Here is a 26,997-nt window from a genome sequence, read left to right as displayed (position 1 = left end):
CAAACCTGATCCGCCACGAAGCAATATTCTTTATTGTAGCAGCTGCGCAGAAGTCGATTGCGGCAACGACGCTGGCGGATCGATCGGATCCAAATGGAAATTTTAATCGGTCTGACTCGATGCCACCACGTTGCTGACACCCTTCGACGATTTGGCGTCTCGAACCGCATGAAACGGTGTTCCGGCAAACCGAGCGGCAACCGTATTGATGGATCGTCATATTCTCGATGTCTAGTTGCTGTGTTGGTCTGAAATTAGCACTAGGCAGTTTTTCCACGGCCACGACGGACGGTTCACCGTCGCGGAGGACGATTTTGGCCGTGCAGAGTTGCCGTTCACGAAGAAGATTTTGGAGGGTTTGCCGGTGGTTTCGAAGATCGAAGACTATGCGCTATTGGGAGATTGCCGGGGAGCCGCGTTGGTGGACAAGACCGGATCGTTGGATTGGTTGTGTCTGCCCCGCTTTGATTCGGCCGCATGTTGTTCGGCGCTACTCGGAGATGAACGCCACGGGTTTTGGAGGATTTCGCCGACTCAACCGATTCGAAAAGTGCAGCGACGTTATCGCCCAGGGACATTGATCCTGGAAACGGAGATCACGACCGACTCGGGAACGATCCGTTTGACCGACTTCATGGCTCCACAGACACGTGAATCCGACATTTTTCGGTTGGTCGAAGGGATTGAGGGGGAAGTCGAGGTTGAGAGTCGTTTGGCGTTGCGGTTCGACTACGGCTCGATCTTGCCGTGGGTCCAGCATACCGATCGCGGCATTCGAGCGATCGCGGGGCCCGAGTGCGTTTATTGTACATGTGACCTACGCGTCAACGTCGAAGACCAAACGATGGTCTCGAAATTTCACCTTGGCCCGCATCAACAAGCGGCATTCCAGTTGACTTGGACCCGTACCCAAGATCCCCCACCGCTTGAAAAGAATGTGCTGCAGACGCTCGAGGACGCTACCGCGTGGTGGCAAGAATGGTCAGGACGCTGCACGTTCAAAGGGCGATGGCGTGAAGAGGTACAGCAGTCGCTGATCACGTTGAAGGCGCTGACATATGCACCGACCGGCGGCATTGTCGCGGCGGCAACCACTTCACTACCCGAACATATCGGAGGGGTGCGGAATTGGGATTATCGCTACTGCTGGATTCGTGACTCGACGTTCACACTCTACTCGTTGCTGATTGGCGGTTATACCGAAGAAGCCAAAGCGTGGCGGGAATGGCTCGTCAATGCGGCAGCGGGTAATCCATCGCAGTTGCAAATCATGTATGGGGTTGCTGGTGAACGGCGATTGACCGAGGTGGAACTTGAATGGCTACCCGGCTATGAAAACTCGTCGCCCGTGCGAACTGGCAACGCCGCTTATCGCCAACACCAATTGGATGTGCCGGGGGAAATCATGGAGACGTTGCACCTGGCACGCCGTTACGGATTGGACCCGGACGAAGACGCGTGGCGCGTGCAATCGGCCGTCATGGAGTTTCTAGAAACGCAGTGGGAGAAACCAGACGAAGGGATCTGGGAAATCCGCGGCGACCAACGTCACTTCACCCATTCTAAGGTGATGGCTTGGGTTGCGGCTGATCGCGCGGTCAAAGACGTCGAGCATTTTGGGATGCCTGGGGACGCCGCGCGTTGGAAAAAGTTGCGTGATCGAATCCACGCCGAAGTGTGTGCTAAAGGATTTAACGAAAAGCTTGGTGGCTTCGTTCAGTCCTACGGTGCCGAGGAAACGGACGCCAGTCTATTGATGTTGCCGTTGGTCGGTTTTGTCGAAGCCGACGATCCCAAGATGATCGGCACGCTTCGGCTGATCGAAGAGCGGCTGGTCAAAGACGGGCTGGTGGTTCGTTATTTGACCGAATCGAACGTTGATGGGTTGCCCGAAGGCGAAGGCGCGTTCTTGTTGTGCTCGTTTTGGTTAGCCGACAACTACGCGCTGGCTGGGCGTGAGCGAGAAGCGACCGAATTGTTTGAGATGCTGCTCGGACTTCGCAACGATGTCGGATTGATGTCCGAAGAGTACGATCCGTTTCACAAACGAATGCTCGGCAATTTCCCCCAAGCGTTCTCCCACGTCGGGTTGGTCAATACAGCCCGCAACTTGGTGGGCGAGGGTGGCCCCGCAGAGGAACGTGGTCACGAGGAAGACTAGAGCGGTAGGCAGGAGTCTTTCAATCGATTGGCCGTTTTACCCAACGCTATGAAACATTTGGAGACGGCAAATGACGGTATTTGCGTCCCGTAGCTACGCTCGCCAGAGCGTGGATGATTGCTACGCAACGTCAATGCAATAATTTTTGTCCTGGCATCCCTCAACCTGTCATCAGCGGCGGTGTCGATTTTTGCATAAAACCACACAAGCCGTTGTAGCGAAGGGGGCGAGTCCGAACACGAAGACTATTTCGATTCTACTTCCTCTTCGACGGGACTTTTCAACACGACCAGCGAGCATGTTTTTAAGGTGTAGGTGTTCTGCATGATGTCGGTCTCGTCTTCGTCAAACAGAGCGGTGTCGAACACGCGTTGCCAGGGTTTGCCTTCCGCCAAATTAGGTAAACGGAATTCAATTTCCTGTCCATGGTCGGCGTTAAACAACATCAGGATATGGTCACCGATGATTGGTTCGCCATATTCGTCGACGTCGATTTTGCCGCCGCAAAAGTGAACTCCCAGGCAGCGAACGCTTGGGTCGTTCCATGTTTCGTCACTCATCTCTTTGCCGTTGGGATCCAACCAGGTGACATCGAGACTGTCCAACCCACGAATCGCTTGCCCGTGAAAGAATCGCCGGCGATGGAACACTGGCTGTGACTTGCGGAGCTCGATGACCTGTTGCACGAATTCACGCAATTCAGACTTGGATTCATCGGAAGACCAATCCAACCAAGTCAATTCGTTGTCTTGGCAATAGGCGTTGTTGTTGCCGCGTTGTGTGTGGCTGCACTCGTCCCCACTTAGCAGCATCGGCACGCCTTGCGAAAGCAATAACGTTGCAAGTATGGCTCGCTTCTTTTTCTCGCGAAGCCGGATCACTTGTTCATCATTGGTTGGGCCTTCATCGCCGCAATTCCAGCTGTCGTTGTGATCCGCACCGTCGCGATTGTCCTCTTTGTTTGCTTCATTGTGCTTGTGGTCATATGAAACCAAGTCGTTTAGAGTGAACCCGTCATGGCATGTTACAAAGTTGACGCTCGCATGGGGCCGACGACCATTCCATTGGTACAGGTCGCTTGATCCAGTGATTCGTGTCGCAAATTCCGACGCCAAACCACCGTCCCCCTTCCAGAAGCGACGAACACAATCTCGGTAACGTCCGTTCCATTCGGACCAGCCCACGGGAAAGTTTCCGACCTGGTATCCCCCTTCGCCAAGGTCCCATGGCTCGGCAATCAATTTGACTTGCGACAGCACCGGGTCTTGGTGAATGATGTCAAAGAATGCACCGAGCTTGTCAACTTCATGCAATTCTCTCGCTAATGTACTGGCGAGATCAAAACGGAATCCGTCTACATGCATATGAGTAACCCAGTACCGCAGACTATCCATGATGAATTGCAGCACACGAGGATTGCGTACGTTCAGCGTGTTGCCGCAACCGGTGTAATCCATGTAATAGCGCGGGTCATCGGCAACCAATCGATAGTACGCGGCGTTGTCAATGCCGCGAAACGATGCCGTCGGTCCCATTTGGTTCCCTTCGAACGTATGGTTGTAGACGACGTCAAGGATGACTTCGATATCGGCATCATGAAGGTTTCGCACCATGGTTTTGAATTCGCGAATGACCTCTAGCGGGTCGTCCGAAGACGCGTATCGAGAATCCGGGGCAAAGAACCCCATCGTGTTGTAACCCCAATAATTGGTCAGTCCTTTTTCTTGAAGGTAGCGGTCATCGCTGTGGAATTGGATGGGCAACAATTCGACTGCGTTGATCCCAAGCTCTTTCAAATAAGTGATGGATTCATGCGACCCAAGTCCTGCATAGGTGCCGCGATGAGCTTCGTGAATTGCCTTGTTTAGTTTGCTAAAGCCTTTGACATGCATTTCATAAATCACCAATTGGTGCGATGGAATTTGCGGAAAGCGGTGATCTCCCCAGGTGAACGCCTCATCGACGACCATCGCTAGTGGCGCGTCCGCGGCACTATCTAGCGGGCTGAACGAAAGATCTTGGTTCTCGTCGCCGACCATGTAGCCATGCATCGCATCGGACCACTTTGGCAGTCGAGCGATTGCTTTGGCATAGGGATCCAGTAGCAGTTTGTTGGCGTTAAATCGGTGGCCTTTCTCAGGCTCGTACGGACCGTGAACTCGATAGCCATACAATTGCCCCGGCCGAGCGTCCGGAAGATAGATGTGCCAAACCATGTCGGTATGTTCGGCCATCACGTACCGCTGAGATTCTTTTTGATCGCCAACGTCGTCGAACAAACATAGTTCGACCTTGGTCGCGTTCTCGCTATAGATCGCAAAATTCACGCCGCGACCGTCCCACGTCGCACCCAGTGGATAAGGACGTCCGGGCCATACACGTAATGGATGCATCATCTTCCCATGCTTGTTAGAACGCAAAATGGAAACTCGTTAAACACTTCGCTCAATCGCAGATGTCCGACGCCATTCTCAGTGGCGTTCACATCAAACGTCTGATCCGTAAATGAATCACGCAGCGGTACGCATGCATCGCTAGGCAACATTACGGTTGTGTCACCCCAAGCCGATGCTAACCACGGATGCAACGAGACGACCGCAGATTCGGACTTCAGGAATTGCTGAGGCAATCTCGGCACCACGACCACCACCAAACGATCCATGTGACGCCGTGAAAACGCGACGACGTTCTCTGCAAACTTGCCGCTGGTCGAAAGCGGAGAATAGTCCCCCGACGCAAATGCCGACCAATGTTGCTGACGCGTGTGCAACGTCCGCAGTGTCGTGAACAATTTCAGTTCGTCGGTAAAACCACGACGGAGCGAACGAACAAGCTCCAGCCGGGCGTCGCGGTATTGCGATTGGATCTTCTTCAGCACAGCGGTCCGTGTTTCGAAATCGACCGGTTGGCGGTTATCAGGATCAACGAGATGAAAGTCCCAGAATTCGTTGCCCTGATAAAAATCAGGCACTCCCGGAAGCGTCGCCTTTAAAATCAATTGGCTCAGCGAATTCACATACCCCGGTCCGGCGATTTGGCGAGCCAGTGTATCAAGTTGGTGAAAACGATCATGTTCGCGATCGGACAGGACCGCGGTTACAAAGGTATCGATCGCGGATTCGAACGATTCCGAGGGCAATCGCCACGACGTATGCTGTTTGGCTTCGCGAAACGCCTTTTGGAAATACGCCAACATTCGCTGAGTGTAGTGGTCCCAGGTTGTGGTATTGGTCGCATCGCCCGCTGGATCGATAGGCCATGTTCCTAGCAGAGTCTGGTGAATCAAATACCTTGAATTGACATCAGGCACCTCTTTCTCATCATGACGCTCGACGAGCGACTGGACCTCGGCATCCCACCGCTGGAAATCTTGCTGATAGCGTTCAGGGATTTCCGACAAAACATGCAGCCGAGCGCGGACGTCCTCTCCGCGTTTGGCGTCATGGGTGGCGGTGGTCGACAAACTGCGAGGCCAATCGGTCACGCGGCGTTGCATGTGGCGATGGAACTCGTCGGTCGTGCTGCCGGTCGATCCAAGCTCGGCCCCGACTTCGTTGAGTGATACCAGCGGATAATAACGGTAAAACGCCGTGTCCTCGATTCCTTTGGCGGTCACTGGCCCAGTCACCTGTTGCAACCGAACCGCCAGAGCACGCCACCGTTGTTTCAAGTCCTCGCTAAGGTCGACCGGAAATTCCAACAACAGCACGCGGGCGAGGAAATCGAGTGCAGCGCGTGACATGGTGGGGTTGCGGATTTTTGCCCAGCGGATCGCATCACGGATACGACCATTGTCTTCACTGCCGACATCCCACCCCACAGGGCGTGTGTAGGTGCGATAGACCGAAAAACATGCGATCCATTCTTGTAGCGCCCGTGTTAGCACCGGATGGGTGAAATCACAGGATCGGCGATCGGCTCGTGCCAGCCGGAATAGATGCGACGCGAGCACAAATACCTCACTCGCCATCGCGTCATGCAAGATCGTCATCTTGCCTTGATAAGCAACGTCGCGTGGATGCTCGGGAGCTTGAGTCATCTTGTGATAGAACGATTGCAGCTTCGAAACGCCATTGGGATCCACTAGCACGGCGGACAATTGATTCAGTAACTCGTAACCTGTCGTCCCACTGATCTGCCAATCCTCGGGCAATGATTCGTCACCGGACAAGATTTTTTCAGCAACGACCCACAGATCGCGATTTTCACTCTCGCCCTGTGACTTTTTGAATGCAGTTTGCAGATCCTTGAAATACTCCGTTGGATCGAGCAATCCATCGGGGTGATCCACTCGTAATCCGGTTACGATCCCGCGTTTCATCAAATCAAAGGTTAATGAATGAACCGCGTCAAACACCGCCGGTTCTTCGACGCGGATGGCTGCCAAATCGTTGATGTCGAAGAAGCGACGGTAATTGATTTCGTCCACGGCGACTTGCCAGAACGCCAACCGGTAGTACTGCTGATTCAGCAAAGCCTCTAACGCATCAAAACTACGTGGCTCGCCTACCGTTCCGTTGATCTCTTTGACGGCGTCATCGATCGCCGTGACCACGGCGGGTTCATTGCTTTGCAACTGCGTCAGCCGTCGTCGGGCAACGGATTGCTCGCGATAGCGTTCTTCGATCGTGCTTGTTTGCTGGTTCAATCGTTGCAGTTGTGTGACGACACTGAGCAGCTCCTCTCGCACCAGAGGATCCACGGACTGAGGCAATGCTGCAGCTGCATTCTCGAGAATCACCGCCCAACTTGCAGGCGTCAGCGGGAAGCGGCGGTTGAAATAATGAAGCGTGAATCCGCCATCTTCCCGTTTGACTTGCAACTCTCCGGCTTCGAGTGTCTCGCCAAACGGCTTGCCAAGAAACGGAAGCAAGACGCGATTAGGAAAATCAGTACCAGGCGGATTCCAATCGATGTCAAAGAAGATCGCCGATCGAGCGGCTGGTCCATTTTCGAGCACATCGTTCCAGTGAGCATTGTCGGGATCGTTGATGCCCATATGGTTGGGCACAATGTCCAACACGATTCCCATCCCAGCGTGTTTCGCCGCATCGGCGAGTTGACGAAGCGAATCGAGATCGCCGAATGCCGATTCGATTCTTCCGTGGTCGACGACGTCGTAACCGTGTTGGCTGTCTTCGCGAGCGTGAAAAAGGGGCGATAAATACAGATCGCTGATCCCTAAGTCTTTCAAATAGGGAACCAATCGTTGAAGCGACGCGAACCCGAAATCGCTTCTCAATTGAACGCGATACGTGGCTCGTGGCAAACGATAGACCGTCGCTGCCTGATCGATTGCGGTGGATGAGGGGTGTGTCGCGGTATGCGGCATGGATGTGCCTTCCGTGGATGGAATGTCCCGGAGATGAGACGAAAACGAAGGCAGGCGTTGATGCAAATCCGGTACCAAATTTGCTAAGCAACTTGGCACGCCCATGAGGCGGTGACCGACATGGTGTCGTCACATTATGTTGCTTGCTTTTTGGACTTTGGAATTCGGAAACCCTTCAATGCAAACTGAGTTGAAACGTCGTATGCCACTCGGAGCCGAAGTGGTCGAAAATGGTGTCCACTTCCGCGTGTGGGCGCCTAAGCGAAAACAGGTCAGTGTGAAACTGAGTGAGTCGGGCGAATTGGTTCCGTTGGAAAGCGAAGGCAACGGCCATTTCAGTTCTTTCTGTGAAGGCATCGGCGCCGGAGCACGCTATTCATTTCGGCTTGATGATGATGACTATGACTATCCCGATCCTGCGTCGCGATTTCAGCCCGATGGAGTTCACGGGGCCTCTCAAGTGGTCGATCCTCAGTCATATCAATGGAATGATCGTGATTGGCGTGGCGTCGAGTTGCCGGGGCAAGTGATCTATGAGATGCACATCGGATGTTTTACAGACGCAGGCACTTGGAAATCAGCGGAAAGCAAACTTCCCTTCCTTGCTGAGACCGGAATTACGATGTTAGAGGTGATGCCGGTCGCCGATTTCGACGGTGAATTTGGCTGGGGATACGATGGCGTCAAATGGTATGCACCCACGCGGCTCTACGGTTCGGCTGACGATTTTCGGCACTTCGTCGATACCGCCCATCAACTCGGATTAGCCGTGATCTTGGATGTCGTCTACAACCATTTCGGTCCCACAGGAAATTATACCGGTGCCTTCTCGCCCTATTTTGTTTCCCATCGTCATCCGACCGAATGGGGTGATGCCATCAATTACGATGGGGAACAGGCTGCGGGAGTTCGCGAGTTTGTCATTCAAAATGCAGCCTATTGGATCCGCGAGTTTCATTTGGATGGTTTGCGACTTGATGCAACCCAAACCATCTATGACGATTCGCCACGACATTTGTTAGCCGATCTGTCGGTTGCAGCACGGGGCGCGGCGTTCACCGCGTCTGGTGAGCAACGCAAGATCGTCTTGATCGCCGAAAATGAAACGCAGGAAGTACGGCATGTCGAAAGCACCACCGATAACGGCTTCGGGTTAGACGGATTATGGAACGATGACTTTCATCACGCTTGCCGGGTTGCCGCCACCGGACATGCCGAATACTACTACGCCGATTTTTCAGGGACGTCTCAAGAACTAGTCTCGGCGACCCGCTGGGGATACCTGTTCCAGGGACAGTACTCGCATGAACTGAAACGTTGGCGAGGCACGCCGGCATGGCATGTTCCTGGATGGCGGTTTGTTGCGTATCTGCAGAACCATGATCAAGTGGCGAATTCCGCACACGGGTCGCGGTTGCCCGAGTTGACGTCGCCGGGAACGTACCGGGCTCTTACGACGCTGTGGTTGCTTGGGCCGGGAACCCCAATGTTTTTTATGGGGCAAGAGTTTGGAACCCACACCCCCTTCCGCTTTTTTGCAGATCACGACGTCGAATTAGCCTCGCTGGTTCGCGAAGGCCGCTGGGAATCATTGCGGCAATTTCCACGGATCGCAGGACGCGATGGTCGACAAGTGTCACTGCCGGACCCGGCCGATGAATCGACGTTCCAAGCTTGCAAATTGGACTGGTCAAAATGTGACGAACACGGGCATGACCTCACGCTTCACCGCGATCTATTGCGACTTCGCCGCGAAGACCCCACGTTTTCAAAGCAAGATAAAAGCATGATTCAGGGAGCAGTGATCAATGACGACTGTTTCCTGCTTCGTTGGCATAATACCGAACGCGAACAAGGCGAGTGGGATCGCTTGCTGCTTGTCAATCTAGGACGGGATTTTCATTGGCGTCCCTCCGCCGAGCCGCTGGTAGCGCCCGTGCTGCATGCACATTGGCAAATCAAATTTTCCAGCGAGGACCCAGAGTATGGTGGTTCCGGCACCGCACTACTGAATACAACCGATTGGCATATCCCCGGCCACTCTGCGGTTCTGCTAACTCCCACCGCCACGCAGAAGCCGCGACACTAGGTTGATTTGAGGTTGTACAAATACGATTAGGCTTGCTTCGCGAGATCATGATGCAGGTCCACTTGTACTCTGCATCCGTTAGGGAGACTCATGTCACATGCTTGCTTCGACGAGCGAGCAGGCAAGGGGGGATTTTAGTTCGCCGGTGAGATTGATTGCAAAGAATTCAAGTCGTCTGCCAATCGATCAACACGAACGATCCCTGCTAGCGGTGGGTGTTGGTGGAGTCGGGCGACCGCGATGCCATCGATCAGCGGTTCGATAGAGTCCCCATCAAGTCATTGGTGCCGAAAAGAATTTGCCGCAGTGGCCGATGGAAACCACCCGTCATTTTGGACTGCTCCATCAAGCGAATCGTGTTGCCATACACGTGTAACGGCCGTCCAGGACGTTGGTGGATCGGCATTGACTTGATTTGGGCTCGGTAAGTTCCCGTAGGTAGGATAATCGGACTCCAGCCGGTGGGGGAACCCGCTTCTGCAGACAACGGGGCCGAGGAAACGAAGCTGAAAAGGATCAATACGATTGCAAAAAGTCGGGTCTGGCTCATCAGTATTGGGGTGCGAGGCAAGGTTAGAAAATCAATGTGTCGGCCTAAGGCCAATCCATGTTCTATTTTTTGCCACGCAAATCACATGCCACCACGGCCTCTTGATTTCGAGCGTTGCAGCGGCGATGCGGAGGTTTGCAGTTGTCCCCTTTCGGGGGATAAACTGGCAAACAAGAGGTCGACAATCAAAGCGAAATTTTCAGTTTGTGCAGTGGGCGTTCCACGTTCATTTAAACGTCGATGACGAATCCATTGTTCTTTAGTTTTGCAGCTAGGTTACAACAGGAACAATTGATGAACTGCGTCGCACCACGGGTGTAGATACCAAAGTTGCTGATGCCCCTCTCGTCGTGCAGGTGACCGAAAGCGTGAATTTTTGGCTTGATCCGATTTTCGACGTGATGCCGCAGCGCCATGCACCCGACTTGGATCAGTGCTTTCGTTTCCATATCGTGCGTTAGATCCAACACTCCCTTGGGCGGACCGTGTGTGATCAAAATATCCACATCCTCGGGAACCGATTGCCAAACCTGATCCAACTGGCTTCGCTTCTTCATATAAGCCCAATCGTGAAATCGAGGCGTGTAGGGGGAACCGAATAATTTGACATCGTTGCACTGCATCGATTCATGGATCAAGAATCGAATGTCCGGATAGTCCTCCGCACGGATCAGTTCCTGTGCGACTGCGGTTGAGTGGTTACCAGGCACGTACACCTTGGTCGCGATTGGTAAACCCGAGTACCAATCAAAGAACCGTCTTGCTTCGGGTTCGTTTGTGATCGCATTTCCATCGGTCGATTCATCGCCGCAATGGATCACCACATCGACGACGGGAACGTCCAGTCCCAAATGCTCGTTGTGCGTGTCGGAAATAAACCAAATTTTCATCGTCTCAACTATCTCTTTGCCGCACTTAGCATCCGAACCACTTTCACGATCAAGAACAACCACGGCGTCGCATGGAGCAACAAGTCGAAAATGTCGATCGGCCGCTTGAGCGTTCCGCTTGCGAGCATTTTCAACTTTTCCCAGAGATGAGGCTCGGGAACAAACGGAGCCAACCCTACGGTCAATGCCGCCACCAGAAAAAGCAACAAGGGGATGCGATCCAACCAGTTCATGCAACTTCTCTTGGGGCAATGGGTGACGACGGATCGTCAGGTCGAATTCATTGTAGCGGACATCACCCGGTCGCGATCAATCTGTGCACGGCGAGGGCCGCGAACGCAGGAAGTCCCCATACGTGGGACTGGGAACTGACGATTTTTTCGCATCTTATTTCAAGCGTTGGTATTCGGCCTAAACGCTTGCTGCGTCTGATGAAAACGTTATTCAAGAGGAAACTCAACAATAGAAATTGGCACGATCAATAACGGTATGATTCGTAGACTTGCTGCAGGTTCAGTTTCAGAATGTCCATCTACCATTTTGGTTTTAGATGAATTCGGTTTGTCGATTTCATCGCAAAGTTTGCGTCAACGTCAGGAGTCCGTTGCACGCCGCGAGTTTAAGGTCGGGGTGGTCTTCGCGATCTTTGCGAATGGGAATGCAATTTACGTATTTCTGACCGGATTGTTTGGGCTGCTTAGGCAACGAAACACGACTGGGTTTGACAGGAATCCGCGGCGACAACAACAGGACTCGGCGAACTGCTAGAATTGATTTGTTAATGGCTTGTTAATTTAATGAGTCGCGGCGCGTCATCGGTCGGCTCCCACGCGTTACTCGGTGCGTTACGGCCCACGGCTCATCGTTTCGATTTGCAATCGGATTAAAACAACAAGCCGTTAAGCAATTACGTCCCCTTTTGTATCAATCGCACTCGCACGATCAATCGCGGCATCCAGTGCTGTCGGTTGATTCAGGGAGTAATCCGTTGGCTGCATCGACGATCGAGTACACGTACCAGTATCCGTTTGCATCGGCCGTGGTTAGGTCACGCTGGAATCTGGCGGGCACCGCGGTCGACGATAGACATGCAACGTTCTTTCAAGGCGGATTGCAGCGGCCGGATTTGGTATCGCAATCGCTGCTTGTGCTCAACCGGATTGTGCGAACGCATTTCTTTGACGCACGCCCATCTCAACGTGATCCCATCGTCACCAGCAGTCCCAAGATGGTTCGCTGGGAAGGCTTTAGCGGTTGCTGCGGAGCGTACGCTAGAGTCGACCTTGATCAGCGTGCATTCCAAACTGCCGAACAGACCTTTGGGACCACGAACGTCGATTTCAATACCGAGATGGTCAGTCAGTTGTCCAAAGTCGGTCGACACGACGAAACACGACTTTCAATTTCGAACGAGGCGATCGTGCTGCGCACGGGTGAGGCGGAGGTCGTCGAGAGAAAGGTGCCGCTGCCGCGTCGTTGGATCAAGGGGCTGAGCGAAGTACAGGCTTACCAGACGAAGCTGAAGCTGCGGCACACATTGCATCCCGCTTCTGTGTCACGTTTACTTCAAAGCCTTGGCACCGTATCGCGGGGCATCGAATACTTGGCTGTACATGGATCAGCGGTCAGACTGAGTCGACGGCAAACCCCCGGCAGTCTGGCGATTGGGGGTGCCGAACGTCTCAAACCGCTCGCTCCACTGCTGCTGCAGGCTCGCGAAGTTGGGTTGTGGAGTGATGAGAATTCTGGCGTGTTCGCAGTGTCCATTGAACTGGAAATCGGACGATTTTGGTTCGTGCTAAGTCCCGCAATGCACCGTGGGTTTTCAGGGGAAGGACAGCTGTTGCAGACGTTGACAAGCGATCAAGCCGTTCAAATTGCGGACGAGATATATGATCTGCTTGGTTGGCAATCCGAACTGCATCCAGCCGAGCTGGCGGTCCAGCTTGGATGTCGTGCCGAGGATGCCGCCGCGAGTCTAGCGATCCTGTCCACTCGCGGGATTGCAGGTTTTGATGCCGCGTCCGGCTACTATTTTCATCGCGAGCTGCCCTTCGCAATCGCGTTGGCCGAGCGTGATCAGCCCCGATTGAAAAGTGCCAGAATGCTGATCGACAAGGGACACGTCAGGATCTTGGGGGCGACGAACGATGGACACGACATCGAAGTTACAGGAAACACGGCCACACAGTTTGTGCGGCTCCGCAGCGATGGCGATCGTTGCACCTGTGTCTGGTATACGCGGCATCAAGGTCAGCGGGGCCCGTGCAAACACATCTTGGCGGCGAGGATCTTGGTGGATTCGCAAAGGTAAGGGGCAGGGTCGGTTGCGAAGGCTTCGTTGTTCCCAGGGCGGCGGAGAAATTCCCAATCACACCCCGATGGATAAGCGAGGGAATCTCGATCCTTGCGCGGTTTCTCGCTGACGTTACGGGTGATGGTGTGCCGGCAAGAACGATAATAACCCAACCTCAATTCTGAAACGTCTTGTGCTCGCTCTTTGAGGGCTGACGCTTTTCTGTCTGCCGCTCAGCATCCTTTGCCGTGCCGCTCGGCTCGCGAGATTCGCGCGTCCAGCGCCGCGAGGATCGCGGCTTGGCACGGTCCGTTGGGCACGTCTTTTCGGGCAAGCAATGACTTTGGTAAACTTTTTGCCTTTCCGCTCTTGATTGTCTCTAACACCACTTCTGACGACTCGCCGACGCTTCGACCCAATCGTTCGTTGCACTCGTCAAGGATTTCGAGCAGCTTGGCGGTGTCGCGTGGTAGGTCACCGTCGATGTCGTGAGTGGATAGAAAGGACTCGATCAGCAATGCAATCAGTAGCGCATGCTGATTGGACACCGCTGCGACTTCGGCGAAACATTCTGCAATGCGATTCATCTTCATCCAGTCGCCCACAAGGATGTCACGCCATGCGTCGGTCATCGTTTCGACGTTACAACGATCTTCGGCAATGATAGCGATCCAGACTTCGATTGCCATCGATTTGGCGTTTGCGTCCTTGCTGGTAGTGGCAATCCATAACGCGCGGGCGGCCATCCGGTCGACGCTTTGGTCCGTCGCCAGCAGCGGCAACAAGTAGTGATCGTACCGCTCTTCGACCGATGGACCGCTATTCACGCGTTGCGACAGTGCGTGGCTCGCCATTGCCCAGTACCATGTCAGCTTCGCGGGCCAGTGGGTGGCCAAATAGGGATAGATGTAGGCTGGAGCGGCATAGCTGTGAAGTTGATTCAGTTTGGCCGTATAGAATCCCGCGTCATTGAACGGATGGCTTTGTCCGGTGGTCATCTGTTGAAACAACTGCTCAAAATTGTCTTCCAACGGCGCGTCGCCCAAAATTTGCGACAAAAAGTTTTGCTCATCTGGGGCATCGCTACGCTGTTCCTTGGGCATGGGGCTGCTCGGAACTAGCCCGCGTCGATATCGCTTGTCTTTAACCGAGACGACTGACCACTGGTAGTTTGCCGGTTGAAAAACATCCGGCAATTGCCATATTTCGTCGGGGACCTGCGCACGTTCACCGTCGGGAAGATAGTCGCCCAAGTCTACCCAAGGATCGCGAGCACGAATGGCGACGATCCAAACTTGCAGTGGCCAAGTGTCATCCAACGCCAGATCGGTGTTGGCCGTCTTCATGTCTAGCACGAACTGGGCAAGTTTTAGAAATCTTGGTGACAGCGGTGTTTTGGAATCGGAAGCAAGTCGCCACGCTTCGTCACGTCCGTTAGGAGCAATTCGCAGCATGCTGCGGGTAAAATCGTCTTCGATGAAATCAATTTGCTCGAGGTCGATGTAGCGAAGCCGATCCACCCATATCGCCGGAGCGATCCAGCCGCCTTGGTGCGTTGGCGTTGAAAGTAGCGGATAGGTGGTTCCCGAGCGAATGCGTGCGGCCAGTTGTCGTAGAAATATGCCCATTGGGTAACGCTCGGGGATGACCATGTAGTCATCCTCATCCTCGGGTGGCACCCCCAGCCAAGCGGCGATCAAGTTCGAGAAGGCGTCTCCCAGGATGCCTCCCACCAAGCCACGATTTGGACGGTCAAAAATATGGGCGCAGGCCCTGGAACGCAGCGAATCGGTCATCGCGTCGAAGTGATCATTGCGGTCCGCATGCAGGCGGATGATCGCATCGACAATTCGATCGGGAGTGTCGCCACAATCGCAGTGCTCGACTGCCTGGGATACCGCTTCGATTAACGTTTCAACGGAATCAATGGGTTCAATAGGGGCTCGGATATTGGTGATGCAAAGCTCCGTCATTTGCCAAGGGGCGCAAGGTTCCCAGCGGTTGTGGGCAGCGGATTGAAGAGCTTCATCGATTTGAAATCGGTTCGCGATCGCAGGGGCGAATTGGGTTGCTCGTTGTCGCAATTCGTCGAGGTCAACCAGGGGCTGGCTATCAAGCACCGTGTTTGTCGATGGAGGTTCGGAGTGTAGCGAACGCGTGGCAATCAACTGCAGTAGTTTGGGTTTGAGCGTTGCCGCCACCATCGCTTCGCAATGTTGCAGCTTTTCGATGACCGATTCGTCCGCTGGTGTGATTCGCTCGGCGATCGCTTCCAAACCCGCGGACTGGACATCTTTGTTCGCATGGGTGATCGCTTCGCAGAGACCTTCGATTGCCTGTTTGCGATGACTGTTATCGCTGGCAATGCGGTTCAATAATTGCACCGCTTTTAATGCATGTCCTTTGGGTTTGAGCTGAAAGATGGCGGGAATTTTGGGGACGGCGCGCTCGGCGTCCACTAAACCGTGTTTTTCTAACGTGATAAGTTGCTCGAGGGCAAAGCCGGCGACCGCCGCCTGCGGATCCGCAAGTAAGCCTATCCAATTGGTTTGAAGTTCAGAGATGATTTTAGGGTTCGATTTGCCGATGGGCTTGATGATCGCCTTGGATAGTATGACGCAGCCGTTTCGCTCGGTTTGGTTTAGTGGTTCGTGAAGCGTTTCTGCAAACATCGCTAGAATCGCTTTGTGATCAAGTAGATTTGCCTGCGCCAGCCACTCGATGATTGGGATCCACTGCTTGGCTACCGAGAGTTGGTAGGGCCATCTGGGAAGCTCGTAGATCACATTCCTTGCTGCTTCGACGTCGCGCAAGACGGTCTGCGTTGCCTGGCAAGCACTTTGAAACGCATCCGGAAGTTGCTGAATAAAGACGTGCTGGATCCAGTCTTGTTTCACCGTTTGAATCAGACCGTGTTGATATAGCCGGCACCAGAACGCTGCCGTCATTTCGGCGGAAACGCTGTCTTCGTCGCATTGGGTGACATGGTCGATCCAGGTGGCAACCCATTCCGGTCGGCGATCCGCCATGATCTGGGCCGACTCGGCTTCGTAATCGGGGGTGCAGACGAACCGCCGGAACGATAATTCCGGAGCGACACCATAGCTCGCCAGCCAAGCGATGTAATGGAGATCGTGATCATAGTTGCGCTCTCGTGATGACATCGGTACGATGCCGTCGTTCTGACGCTTTTGCGCGATTCGGGGATCTTCTGGTGTGACGTTGGTTTCTAGCAACCGTACAAAGAGCGAGTCGATACCTAAGGCGAATAGCAAGACGGCAAGCGGTTCTCTCGCAGCGTGACGGTCATCCTCGTCGCAACTCGACAGCGTCCGAACCACGGCGGCAGCGTCTTTCGCAAGAATCGCGGTTTGGAGAGTTTTGAATTCCAACATGATCACCCCTCGTGAAGGAATCGGATAAGTTCCCGAACATCTTATCAGTTCCCGAGATCCCAAGTGGGACGCGATCATGCTGTTCAAGTCACGCGACGGAGTGCTAGGCTCTGTCTAAAAACCGTAGCGGAAGTTGTCAACGGCTTGTTGTTTTAGTGGTACGATGGACTTCCTAGTCCGTCGAATCCACCATTGACTGACTAGGAAGTCCATCATACACCCCGTGCCGCAGGAACCTTCGCTAAAACAAACAAGCCGTCAATACATTCGGCAGCATGGCATAACCCATTGGGAAATCGAAATTCTTCACGAATTCCGCTACCAAGTTTCCGCCTCTGATGCGTTCTCAGACAGTGCCTAGTGCAGAGCCCTGCTGGTGACAACGTCGACGGGGGCTTCGTCGAACCACGCGCCTAGCGAGTACGAGAAGAGCTAACGCTGGCGAGAGCTGGCAGCGTTATTCCGCGTCACCATTTCGAGGCGGAAGTCTATGTGCTGAAGAAAGAGGAAGGGAGACGACGCACGTCTTAGCATCGCACTAGAAACACGGATCGTGGTGATCGACGGTGACCACTTCGCCATCCGTGTTGGGAGGCAAGACCGAAGGACCAGGTGTGGTGACCCGGGGCGTCGGCTAATGATAATATTGCGAAACGTCCGCGGCGGAACGCATCGTCGCAGGCGTTTCAAGTTCAATCGAATCTCAATGACGAGTTTACTGTTCCATCGCTTCGCTTCGTCATGTGGATAAGTGGCTAGCTTTTGGGACGATAACCGTACGCATGTTGAATATAGCGACGGTCGGCGTCGTAGTCGCCGTCGTATTCTTTACGGAGACGGGTGTCCAAGTCGTCGCTCCACTTTGGGTGATCCGAGCCGTAACGATGCTGCGCAACGTAGCCAAATCGGAAAGCTTGCTCGCGGTTTTCAAACGCATCATCCGAGCCCGCCATCTGTTTGAGGGTATCGTCGACGTCCTGGTCCATGTCTCGAGCCGAATCGGAACCGAAGTCCGCCTTGGTTTGCTCCCAATCGTTCGCGAACGCCTTTTTGATGCGTTCCCAAGTGCTCAAATCTTTTTCGGTATAATAGTCAGTCTTACTCATCGTCTGCTCCGTATTTGGGGAAACGGTTGTGGGGAAGTGATCGGTATTCTGCGATGCAATTGCTATGCCACAGACGATCGTGCAGATTGGGATGTACACGAGCGACGTCGATGATCGCAGAAGTGGCAGAGAACGGGTTGGTCACTGGATCGTGGTGCTCCATGTTGCACTGCAAAGAGCCACTTGAGCTTTTAAAAGTGTTGCAGCGGGCACCGCAAACGAAGACGCAACACGCTTCGAGGGTGCTGAGCCAGGGTGGGAGGACGGGGCGACAGACGATGTGTTGTCGAGGCCTACGGTTTAGACGTATTAAGCCATTCAGTTAACTAGAACGTGTTGTTTCCCATTCGCTGGTATCAGGCTGGTTGCCACAGCGATTGACTTCGCGAACCGATTGAATCAACTGCACCGGCAGCAGAATCAGCCCGAGTCCAGTCAAAGCAACCAACCCTACCAGGCAAGTCGTCTGGGTTGCGGCAGGTACCAACACGGTCAGCGTTGCTAGGGCTAGAGCAAAGAGAGCCAGCAAGGTCTTGAACTCGGTTGGGCCGAATGCGGCAAGCGAGAACTCACCGGTCAACTTCGCTCGCAAGTTAGTTAGTACCGCCATCGCCATCAGCACGATCACAGCGATCAGCCCAAGGTCCAGTCGGCTGGATGCAACAGCCAATCCGACCAACCAATAGGTGAACGAGAGCGGATCCGTGAAGTGGTCCAGCAATTCACCACCATTGCGGCATTGCCCGGTTGCGCGAGCATGTCGGCCATCAACACAGTCCGCGAAGTGATTGCCAACGATGCCCGCGGTCGCCAATAGCCCTCCCCACCAATAAGTCGTGGAATAGGCCAGCCCGACCGCTCCGGCGACCGCAGACAGATGACCGATCAACACGATCCCTTCCGGTGGAAAGCGGCGTGAAATGGGTAATCGTGGGTAAAGCGAGGCTAATGGCGGACCGACCAGCGGATCGAGCAGGCTGTGTGAAACACGTTTGGACATCGTCGATTCCTGAAGTTGATGGACTTCTAAAGTAGGAGCCTCTATCCAGATAATGACTGCGCGGTATTTTGCGATACCGCTCCGTTGGCCTCCAAGCATTCTTGCCCGACGCCACACAGCCCCCAATCGGTGCCACCCACCAAATTTGGTGCCACCCACCCTTTGATTCGGTGCCTGGCACCTATTTTGGGTGCTAGGCCTCCGGAAATTCGATCACGACGAGGGTTCGGATGCTCGCCAACCGGAATCAGCCAATTGGTGCGAGAAATAGAAGCAAGGAATCGCTATCAAAATGATTTTGCTGAGTCCGATACTCAGAAACGAACATCCAATCGCCAGAATGCAAAGCGAGGGGGCGATCAGGAGTCGCTGCGTCATGCTTTGCACGACGGTTGGCGACGTATTGGGATCGATAAGCCGATGTTGCCGGGACGCATACAACCAAATACCGAGCAACGTTATTCCACACATAAATAGCGAGAAACTGTAAAACACCATTGCGAATTCGTCATGCCGATACGCAGCTTGTAGCCCCGTTGGAAACGGTAGGAACGTCAAGCAAAGCAAGAACAAACCATTCAAAACGATCAGCGGGCGCGTCGCATGAGTTAGATAGTGGAAGATCACAAAGTGGCTTAGCCAAAAAGTTCCGATCAGCACAAAGCTAACGACATATCCCATGGCCGGATGCAGCGATTCACGCAGGTAATTGCCTAGTTCGCTTGTGTTCACCTTGTGCGACGAAGGAACTTCCAAACCAAGGACAAGGAGGGTGATTGCGATAGCGATGACACCATCGCTGAATCCGGCTAAGCGATCGAGTTTGAAGCCGCTGCCGCGGTTGCTACGAGCAGTGGTGGACATGTTGGCCGCGCGATTTCATTAGACTGCCACAATCGATACGAAAAATTGAGTTGTATGTAGGACCGCGTGGGGCGATCCCAGTCATGCCGCTCGAACTCGTCTTGAGGGTTGCGTGATGAACCGTTGTTCGACGCGTTAGTTGGAACGGCGATGTTGCCCATCTGGATGCCGTTGTCCCGCAAACTTGGAATGAAGTGCGGGACGAAGATCACGCAAACAATGTACCTCTCAAACTAGCGATACCATTCCAATTAGTTCGCCGCTCGCGCTTGTCCCATCACGGGAGTCTTTGCGGGGGCTGCGACGCCATAGATACAAACAATACCGTCACCACCGCCCCATGTTGATGTTTGGCGTGCTGGATCGGCTTCGCCTGCTGCGGCCACGTTGTTCCAATTGTTAGCGACCCAAGCGTTCCCCGCAGGATCGATTGCTACGTCGGTAACCATCTGGATGCTGCCGCTTTGGAAGACGTGGATAGCGTCACCGGTTTTCGTGCCGTCGCGATGCCCCTTGGTTTCATCACCGGCCATCAACACCACGCCGCGGCCCCAAAAGTTACCAATCCAAACGTCGTCATTGCCGTCGATCGAGACACCCCAGGGGACGTTGACCACGCCGCCTCCGGTGAAGCCCATCGGTTCAGGCTGAGTCCCGTCGGGACGGATCATGTTGGCAACGCCGGTGGTCTTGCCGCCGCTGAGTTTTGGCGCCAGATACTCCAGCACCATTTGAAACTGCTTCATGATCGAAGTTCCCTTCGGAACCTGTGGTGGGGGAAAGTTCAACGACATGTTGCTGACAACCCACAAATTGCCTTTTGAGTCTAGGTTCACGCCGCGAACACCGATTCCGGCCCGAAAGGATTCTGACTTTGACGGATTATTGGCAGCGAATCGCACGACCGTATCGGATTGCGAGTTACTGACCCAAACGCGATTCTGTGCATCGATCGCGATGCCGAACGGTGACTTCAGACCCTCGACCGTGACGACGCGTCCGTCCTTCACGCTTCCGCCGGGAAAATGCAGTAGTTGATCCTTCGTACCGTCGGCGATCCAAACATCGCCATTGCCAGCGACACCGACTCCCATCAAGTTTCCAGTCTTGCCCGCCATCGGGAAATCGGACTCGCTTGCAACTGGTTTTCCGTCGAAGTCCATCACCCCGATTGAACCGTTGAAACTAGTGACCCAAACCTTATCGAGTGTTACTCCGGTGCCCCAGCCGATTCCGTCGACGCCCATTCCAGTAAAGCCGACGATTGGTGGTGAGAGGGAAGTGCCGTTGGGAGCCAGTTTGACGGTGCCACCACCAATGTTCCTGATCACGCCGGATTGGGACCCCGCCATCCAATTCTGACCACTCCATAGATTGCCTTTGGCATCAAAGCAAATTTTCCCGGCGCTGTAGATGCCTCCGCCTGCGAATTTCAGCATCATTGCAAAGTCGGGTGGGCTGTAGGCGAGATAGGGCACGAACGGAGCACTGCGTCGCGAGCCGTCATTAGGTCGTGGGTACGCTTTGTCGAAGAGATCGTATAGCGGTTTGGGATTTGCCCACGGGGTTCGCGCGATGCCGGCTAACGCGCCGAGCGTGTCTTTCGGAGTCGAACCATCCGTCGGGGTCGCGGCCTTGAGGAAAGCTTTACGCCACTCATCGTCCGCGATAGTCCCAAAGGCAGTGATCATCGCACCCAAGGTGTTGAGCCGCGCGAGTGTCGTGTTCTCGGTGCTATTGATTGGATCGAGTAAAACCTCGCCCCACTTGCCGGTTGTCGGGTCAACCAGATTTGGTGCATTTCCAGCGGCAATCCGAAGTCCCAGTGGGTTACCTGATATCGACTCGCCATCGATGAAGCGCGCCGCAGTGAACGCTGACGCCACGGTTGTCAGTTCGTTGACAACCACTTGATCCGGAACCGCCTGTCCCAGGATCGAAAGCAACGCAATCGGTCTCGTCTTATCATGAACAACTAGATAAGCCACTGCATCATCAGGAATAGCCACATCAAAGATTCTGAAGGAGCCTTCCGGGGTGGTGGTGACGGTGACGATCCGTTGGGCCGGATCAGGACCTTTGGTTGCGTACAGGACCACGTTGGCCCCGTCAAGCGGCACGCCGCCAAGTTCCACTCGACCGTCCAACATTTCGATTGTCTTGGCCACCGCAGTCGAATTCGCTGCCGCAAAGAACAACGCCAACCATGCGGATACCATCAACATGGCTGCACAACATCGAAAAAGCCGTTTCATTGCAGTTCTCCGGCAAGCGATCTGAGAGCGAAAACCTTTAATGGCTGCTTCCATGATCCGATATTCCATCGAGACATCAATTACACCTTGGTGTAACTGATACGCCGCCAGTTCCGAACCGCCGCACCACACTAGCGTTCCCAGTCGGTGCCACCCACCATTCAAATCGGTGCCAGGCACCTAAATTTAGGTGCCTGGCACCGAAAATTTGACAGGTTTTCAATTTCCGCTCTAATCACGGTAGCCCTATCACATCCCTCAAGCCTGCGGAGGTGACCTGATGCCGCGGCCACCACGAGCTGAACAATTCAGCCCCGATGAAGTTTGTATCGTCCATGTGACCCAGCGCTGTGTCCGCCGCGCCTTCCTGGCCGGCGTCGATGCGGTCACCGGCAAGGACTACTCTTGCCGTCGAGAATGGATCCGTAGGCGTATGGAATCGCTAGCATCTGTCTTTTCCATTGACATACTATCCTATTCCGTCATGAGCAGTCACGTTCACGTGATTCTCCGCAATCGGCCCGATGTCTTGGCCAAGTGGTCCGATGCCGAAGTGGCGCTGCGGTGGCTGAAAGTTTTCCCCGGCCATCGGCTCGAAGAACATCTTGCCGAACCAACCGAAAACGACGTCCAAACTCTCGTCCGTGACAAACAGCGGCTAAAGACGATCCGGCAACGCTTAGCCGACATTTCCTGGTTCATGCGAGCCTTGTCCGAGCCGATTGCTCGCCGTGCCAACAAGGTCGATGAGTGTACCGGGCACTTTTGGGAAGGTCGTTTCAAGGCGCAGCGAATCGTTGACGAAACCGGTCTGCTTGCGTGCAGTATGTATGTCGACTTGAATCCGGTGCGCGCAGCGATGGCGGATGCCCCCGACCATTCGCCGCACACCTCGGCCTATGACCGCATCGAAGCGGCAAAAGGCAAGCAGATTGATTCGGCCGCCTTCGATTTGAAGCCGATTCCAACCGAAGCAGCGGCAAAGGCGACTCGCGACACACCGGTCGAGTCAGTTCGTCAACAACAGGGAACCAAGCGTGCAAATCCGACTGGACGTCAGGTACTTCGTGACGGATGGCTTGCTCCGCTGCCGCTCGACTCCGGCACGCTCTCGAGCGATCCCCAGTCGCACACCAAAGGATTTCGAAGCAGCGATCGCGGTTTCCTGAGTCTGTCACTAAGCGATTATGTTCGGTTGCTCCGCTGGGTTGCCCAACACGGCAATGACAAAGTGAAAGTTCCCAGGAGTCTCGCCAAAACGCTTGAGTCACTGGGGATCGACGTGTCGATGTGGCGAGAAATCGTATGGCACTGGAACGCATACTTTGGTCAATCAAGCTGTATTGGTCGGCGTGAGTCGATGCAAGCTGATGCCGAGCGGACGGGGCACCATTGGCACCGCGGCCAATCGAGAGCCTCAGCCTGCTTTATCTAACGCGAGCAGATCGCAGTGCATCGAGCGACCGTTTGATCTTGATGCATCCTCTTTAGTGCCGCGTCCCGGTCTCGGCGTCGCCGCTCTGCAGGTTCCGCTTGGAGTAATCTTATTTCGCGACGCCTCGGAGAGTCGATTGGCGTCTCAGGCCTCACCTAGCCCTAGGTTTTGTGGTTCATTCAGAGAGCCAAGCCGCAAACCGAAAATCAAAATCGGCTTCCAAAATAGGTGCCAGGCATCAAAATAGGTGGCTGGCACCGATTGGGAAGGTAAAATAGGTGGGTGGCACCGGTTGAAAGGGGGTGACGGTGACGTTTAGCGGCGTGATTGGTCTTTGAATACGTCATAGCAGAGCCAGATCATGGTGACGCTGACTCCGAGATAGGTCCAATCAAAAAAAGGCCGCGCGTGTTTCCATGGCCAGGCAATTGCTAAATCCAACGTACAGAGTACGAGTATCGCGGCCGCCACGAGAAACGAAACGAAGGTGAAGAATTTCTCGAGCGAAAATCCATGGAAGAACCTGCCTAGACGCGTTTTGGATCGTCGATTCGGTTGGTATCGACCCGCATGGTGACTGCTTCTTTGAAATCGCGGATCCGTTTTCGACGAAGACGCGCTTCGACCTCGTCGCTGATGTCGTCGCTGACTCGGACGACTTCGATCGTCGACGTTTGGGGCCTTCCGCCCGTGGACTTTGCTTGTTGGACGCCCAGGCGAGTGCGCTCGTTGAACCCGAGATGGACGTTTGATCTCTTTCTGACTAGGCCGATCTAGCGTGGTAGCCATGTTCGTTTCCTCCGTTTGCATAATGCAGCGAAGTTTTCACATTATCAAAATCAGCACGCGGCGTGCCAATGCGCTAGCAAAATGCCCTGGCCTGAACATTGACGTTCAACGAAAACAGTGACGCATGCACTACCCGCAGTTGGGGCCACAGGTACATCCCGGAAGCAAACGGTTACGCCGCGGTCAGGATGAAACAGAGGTGCATTCTGTCGCCAGGTGTGCCAAATTGTCTTCGGTCAGTTGGCTTGAAGGTATTCATCGACCGCAAGCGTGAACGATTCGACGAGTGGACGCAGCGCCGCGATTCGGTCCCGTGCATCATCGATTCGGCCGTGCTTCGCGTCCTGCTCGATCTGCTGAGCCAATTCGCGAGCTTCAGTATGATCATAACTACTCACCAAACTCTTCATTCGGTGAGCCGCAATCTCAAGTTGTCGCGGTTCGGATTGCTCTATCGCATCCACCATCATCTGCATCAACTGCGGCATATCGTTGATCACGTAACCAATGTGTTCCTTCAACAGATCCAGCTCGCCGCCCATCCGCTCTAACGCCGAACCGATGTTGAATGAATCGGGACTACGTGATGAAGTCGACTGGTCGTCCTCAGTTCGCGGTTTTGCGTCTCCGCGTCCGATCTGTTCGACTAAGCTCACTAGATCCGCAGCGTGAATTGGTTTCGCAAGATACGAATCCATGCCGGCAGCCAAACATCTTTCGCGATCCCCTTTCAACGCGTGCGCAGTCAGTGCGATGATCGGCGAGTGCCGCCCCGTGTTCGCTTCGTTTTCTCGAATCGCCTTGGTGGCCGAAAATCCATCGCGGCCTGGCATCTGTACGTCCATCAACACAACGTCGAACGATTCCGATTGGCAGGCCAAGATGGCGGCTTCACCATCACACTCACTACGAACATCATGGCCGCGGCGTTTCAATATCGATTCAACCAGTTTGCGGTTGGGTTCATGATCATCGACTAGCAAGACGCGAAGAGGCTTCTCGACCGGTTGAAAGAACTGCGAATCACGCATCGAACCGCGTTCAACGCTCGCAGAATCATTCTGCGCCGACTCATCCGTGCCGGTTGCCAATGTGTTGACAATGGCTTCGAGCAATGCGGATGCCGAAACAGGTTTGACGAGATACGATTCAATCCCCAGCTGTTTGCACTTGTGCGTCGAAGTGGGGCGGTCCGCCGAAGAGAGCATCATCACCGTGCCTGCTTGCAAATCAGGGCGCTGCTGCATCATTTCAGCAAGCTGAAAACCGTCAACGACGGGCATCATTGCGTCCAAGATGACGAGGTCAAAGGGGGCATCCCCGCGGATCGCAGATTCCAGTTCTTTCAAAGCGGCTGCCGCTCCATCACAAAGCGTGGTTTTAAGTCCCCAGTGCCCGAGCATCTCGTTTAAGATGCGGCGGTTGGTGGCGTTGTCATCGACGATCAGCACGCGTTTCCCGTCCAGGTTCTGCGACGCCAGATCGCAGATTCGATCTCGCGACGTCACAGGCCCACGGTGTCGGTCCGACGAACGCTCTTCCGAAGCCGCCAGCTTCAACGTCAGCGTGAAGTGAAACGTGCTGCCTTTGCCTTCGCTGCTTTGTACCCACAGCTTGCCGTTCATCAATCGCACTAATTTCGAGGTTATCGTTAACCCCAATCCACTACCGCCGAAGCGGCGAGCCATGGATGAATCAACCTGGGTGAACGCATCGAAGATCTTTTGCAGCCGTTCTTTGGGAATGCCGATCCCCGTATCGGAGACCGAAAACTGCATACAGACTTCGTCGTCGGTCTGCCACTGCTCTTGCACATCGACGACGATCTCGCCGGCGGAGGTAAACTTAATCGCGTTGCCGATCAGGTTGAATAGAACCTGCCGAATACGAGTCGGGTCGCCGCGCAATTCATGCGGGATGGTCATGGGCATGTGGACGGCCAACTCCAGGCCTTTCTCATGAGCGCGAACCGCCAATGCCTTGGTCGTTTCTCGAACGACTTCGGCCAAGTTGAAATCGACTTCTTCGATTTCCATTTTACCGGCTTCGATTTTAGTGATGTCCAACACATCGTTCAGTAGATCCAGCAGCGCGTCAGCCGACGTTTTTACCGTTTGGATATAATCACGCTGCTCGCGTGACAAATCGGTTGTTAGAGCAAGTTCGGTCATGCCTAGAATGGCATTGAGCGGCGTGCGAATTTCGTGGCTCATATTGGCCAGGAACTCGCTTTTGCTGCGACTATTCGCCTCGGCCGACTTCTTAGCCGCCAACAATGCCTCTTCGGTTTGTCGGCGTCTCGTCACGTCACTTTCAATGACGATCCAACGAGAGGTTTCTCCGCTGTCATCGCTGACCGGGATCAGTTTACACTCGACCCACAACGTGGTCCCATCACTGCGATACTGCAATACATCCGTCGTCAGTTCCTCGCCAGCCACGAGCGTCTTATTGATCTGCTGACGCGTGTTGGCGTCAGTGCTAGGACCGAAAACCAATTCATCCAACAGGCACCCCACTGCCTCGGTTGCCTCGTACCCGCTAAGTTTACTAAATGCCTCATTGGTCCACTGGATCACGCCGCTCGCGTCCATGATCAAAATCGCATTACTGGCCCGGCTGACGACCAACGACAATGTCTCCAAATCGTCGCGATCCGCCGCGGCCTGTTCATCGCCGCGCGAATCAGACGGTTCGGAACGAACTTGGGAAGCGGATTCAGGCAACCGGATTTGAAATGCTTTCTTGTTCATCGCTACCAAGTTTGGGGGGTGACGACAAAATGGCACACTGCTTGCAACTATGTTTGCTTCAGCAAATATGCTGCCAATTTGA

General features: G+C 54.2%; 15 protein-coding genes. 4 read left to right on the top strand and 11 right to left on the bottom strand.

Features of this window, described 5'->3' with window-relative positions:
* Positions 1 to 364: 364 nt before the first annotated feature.
* The gene (locus tag ABEA92_RS19065) at positions 365 to 2,161 is read left to right on the top strand and encodes a glycoside hydrolase family 15 protein (RefSeq protein ID WP_345685445.1); all 1,797 of its coding nucleotides are present in this window, start codon (positions 365 to 367) and stop codon (positions 2,159 to 2,161) included.
* Between the two features lie 245 nt (positions 2,162 to 2,406).
* On the opposite strand, the gene glgX is transcribed toward ABEA92_RS19065, so the two are convergent.
* Together glgX and treY are read right to left on the bottom strand one after the other, a co-directional pair.
* Complete coding sequence (gene glgX / locus ABEA92_RS19060; protein ID WP_345685444.1) at positions 2,407 to 4,557, bottom strand: glycogen debranching protein GlgX; 2,151 nt, start codon at positions 4,555 to 4,557, stop codon at positions 2,407 to 2,409.
* Positions 4,554 to 7,493, bottom strand: coding sequence for a malto-oligosyltrehalose synthase (gene treY / locus ABEA92_RS19055; RefSeq protein ID WP_345685443.1), 2,940 nt, complete (start codon positions 7,491 to 7,493; stop codon positions 4,554 to 4,556). Before treY ends, glgX begins: the two co-directional genes overlap by 4 nt.
* Before the next feature lie 178 nt (positions 7,494 to 7,671).
* On the opposite strand from treY, the gene treZ reads away from it, so the two are divergent.
* Entirely contained in the window at positions 7,672 to 9,582 is a 1,911-nt protein-coding gene (treZ, locus tag ABEA92_RS19050; RefSeq protein WP_345685442.1) for a malto-oligosyltrehalose trehalohydrolase, read from the top strand.
* 250 nt (positions 9,583 to 9,832) lie between these two features.
* On the opposite strand, the gene ABEA92_RS19045 is transcribed toward treZ, so the two are convergent.
* From ABEA92_RS19045 to ABEA92_RS19035, 3 genes are all read right to left on the bottom strand, one after another.
* Entirely contained in the window at positions 9,833 to 10,132 is a 300-nt protein-coding gene (locus tag ABEA92_RS19045; protein WP_345685441.1) for a hypothetical protein, read from the bottom strand.
* Between the two features lie 230 nt (positions 10,133 to 10,362).
* Positions 10,363 to 11,022, bottom strand: coding sequence for a metallophosphoesterase (locus tag ABEA92_RS19040; protein WP_345685440.1), 660 nt, complete (start codon positions 11,020 to 11,022; stop codon positions 10,363 to 10,365).
* An 8-nt stretch (positions 11,023 to 11,030) separates the two neighbouring features.
* The gene (locus tag ABEA92_RS19035) at positions 11,031 to 11,255 is read right to left on the bottom strand and encodes a hypothetical protein (RefSeq protein WP_345685439.1); all 225 of its coding nucleotides are present in this window, start codon (positions 11,253 to 11,255) and stop codon (positions 11,031 to 11,033) included.
* Between the two features lie 755 nt (positions 11,256 to 12,010).
* On the opposite strand from ABEA92_RS19035, the gene ABEA92_RS19030 reads away from it, so the two are divergent.
* Positions 12,011 to 13,336, top strand: coding sequence for a hypothetical protein (locus ABEA92_RS19030; RefSeq protein ID WP_345685438.1), 1,326 nt, complete (start codon positions 12,011 to 12,013; stop codon positions 13,334 to 13,336).
* A 215-nt stretch (positions 13,337 to 13,551) separates the two neighbouring features.
* Here ABEA92_RS19030 and ABEA92_RS19025 read toward each other — a convergent pair whose 3' ends face one another.
* From ABEA92_RS19025 to ABEA92_RS19005, 5 genes are all read right to left on the bottom strand, one after another.
* A complete protein-coding gene (locus ABEA92_RS19025) occupies positions 13,552 to 16,713 on the bottom strand; it encodes a DUF7824 domain-containing protein (protein WP_345685437.1) in 3,162 nt (1,053 codons plus the stop codon).
* A 755-nt stretch (positions 16,714 to 17,468) separates the two neighbouring features.
* The gene (locus tag ABEA92_RS19020; RefSeq protein ID WP_345685436.1) at positions 17,469 to 17,819 is read right to left on the bottom strand and encodes a hypothetical protein; all 351 of its coding nucleotides are present in this window, start codon (positions 17,817 to 17,819) and stop codon (positions 17,469 to 17,471) included.
* 322 nt (positions 17,820 to 18,141) lie between these two features.
* Positions 18,142 to 18,819: a CDP-alcohol phosphatidyltransferase family protein gene (locus tag ABEA92_RS19015; protein WP_345685435.1), complete on the bottom strand. Its 678-nt coding sequence runs from the start codon at positions 18,817 to 18,819 to the stop codon at positions 18,142 to 18,144.
* 213 nt (positions 18,820 to 19,032) lie between these two features.
* Complete coding sequence (locus ABEA92_RS19010; protein ID WP_345685434.1) at positions 19,033 to 19,683, bottom strand: TMEM175 family protein; 651 nt, start codon at positions 19,681 to 19,683, stop codon at positions 19,033 to 19,035.
* Between the two features lie 251 nt (positions 19,684 to 19,934).
* Positions 19,935 to 21,938, bottom strand: coding sequence for a hypothetical protein (locus ABEA92_RS19005; protein ID WP_345685433.1), 2,004 nt, complete (start codon positions 21,936 to 21,938; stop codon positions 19,935 to 19,937).
* A 280-nt stretch (positions 21,939 to 22,218) separates the two neighbouring features.
* Between ABEA92_RS19005 and ABEA92_RS19000 the strand changes: the two genes are divergently transcribed.
* Positions 22,219 to 23,373, top strand: coding sequence for a hypothetical protein (locus ABEA92_RS19000; protein WP_345685432.1), 1,155 nt, complete (start codon positions 22,219 to 22,221; stop codon positions 23,371 to 23,373).
* A 1,025-nt stretch (positions 23,374 to 24,398) separates the two neighbouring features.
* On the opposite strand, the gene ABEA92_RS18995 is transcribed toward ABEA92_RS19000, so the two are convergent.
* Positions 24,399 to 26,915 carry a PAS domain-containing hybrid sensor histidine kinase/response regulator gene (locus ABEA92_RS18995; protein ID WP_345685431.1) on the bottom strand — a complete coding sequence of 839 codons (2,517 nt, stop codon included), beginning with the start codon at positions 26,913 to 26,915 and terminating at the stop codon, positions 24,399 to 24,401.
* Positions 26,916 to 26,997 lie beyond the last annotated feature (82 nt).

This window comes from Novipirellula caenicola (assembly GCF_039545035.1).
Taxonomy (GTDB): domain Bacteria; phylum Planctomycetota; class Planctomycetia; order Pirellulales; family Pirellulaceae; genus Novipirellula; species Novipirellula caenicola.
Note: the sequence above shows the minus strand (reverse complement) of the source record. Positions and strands in the feature narration are given on the sequence as shown.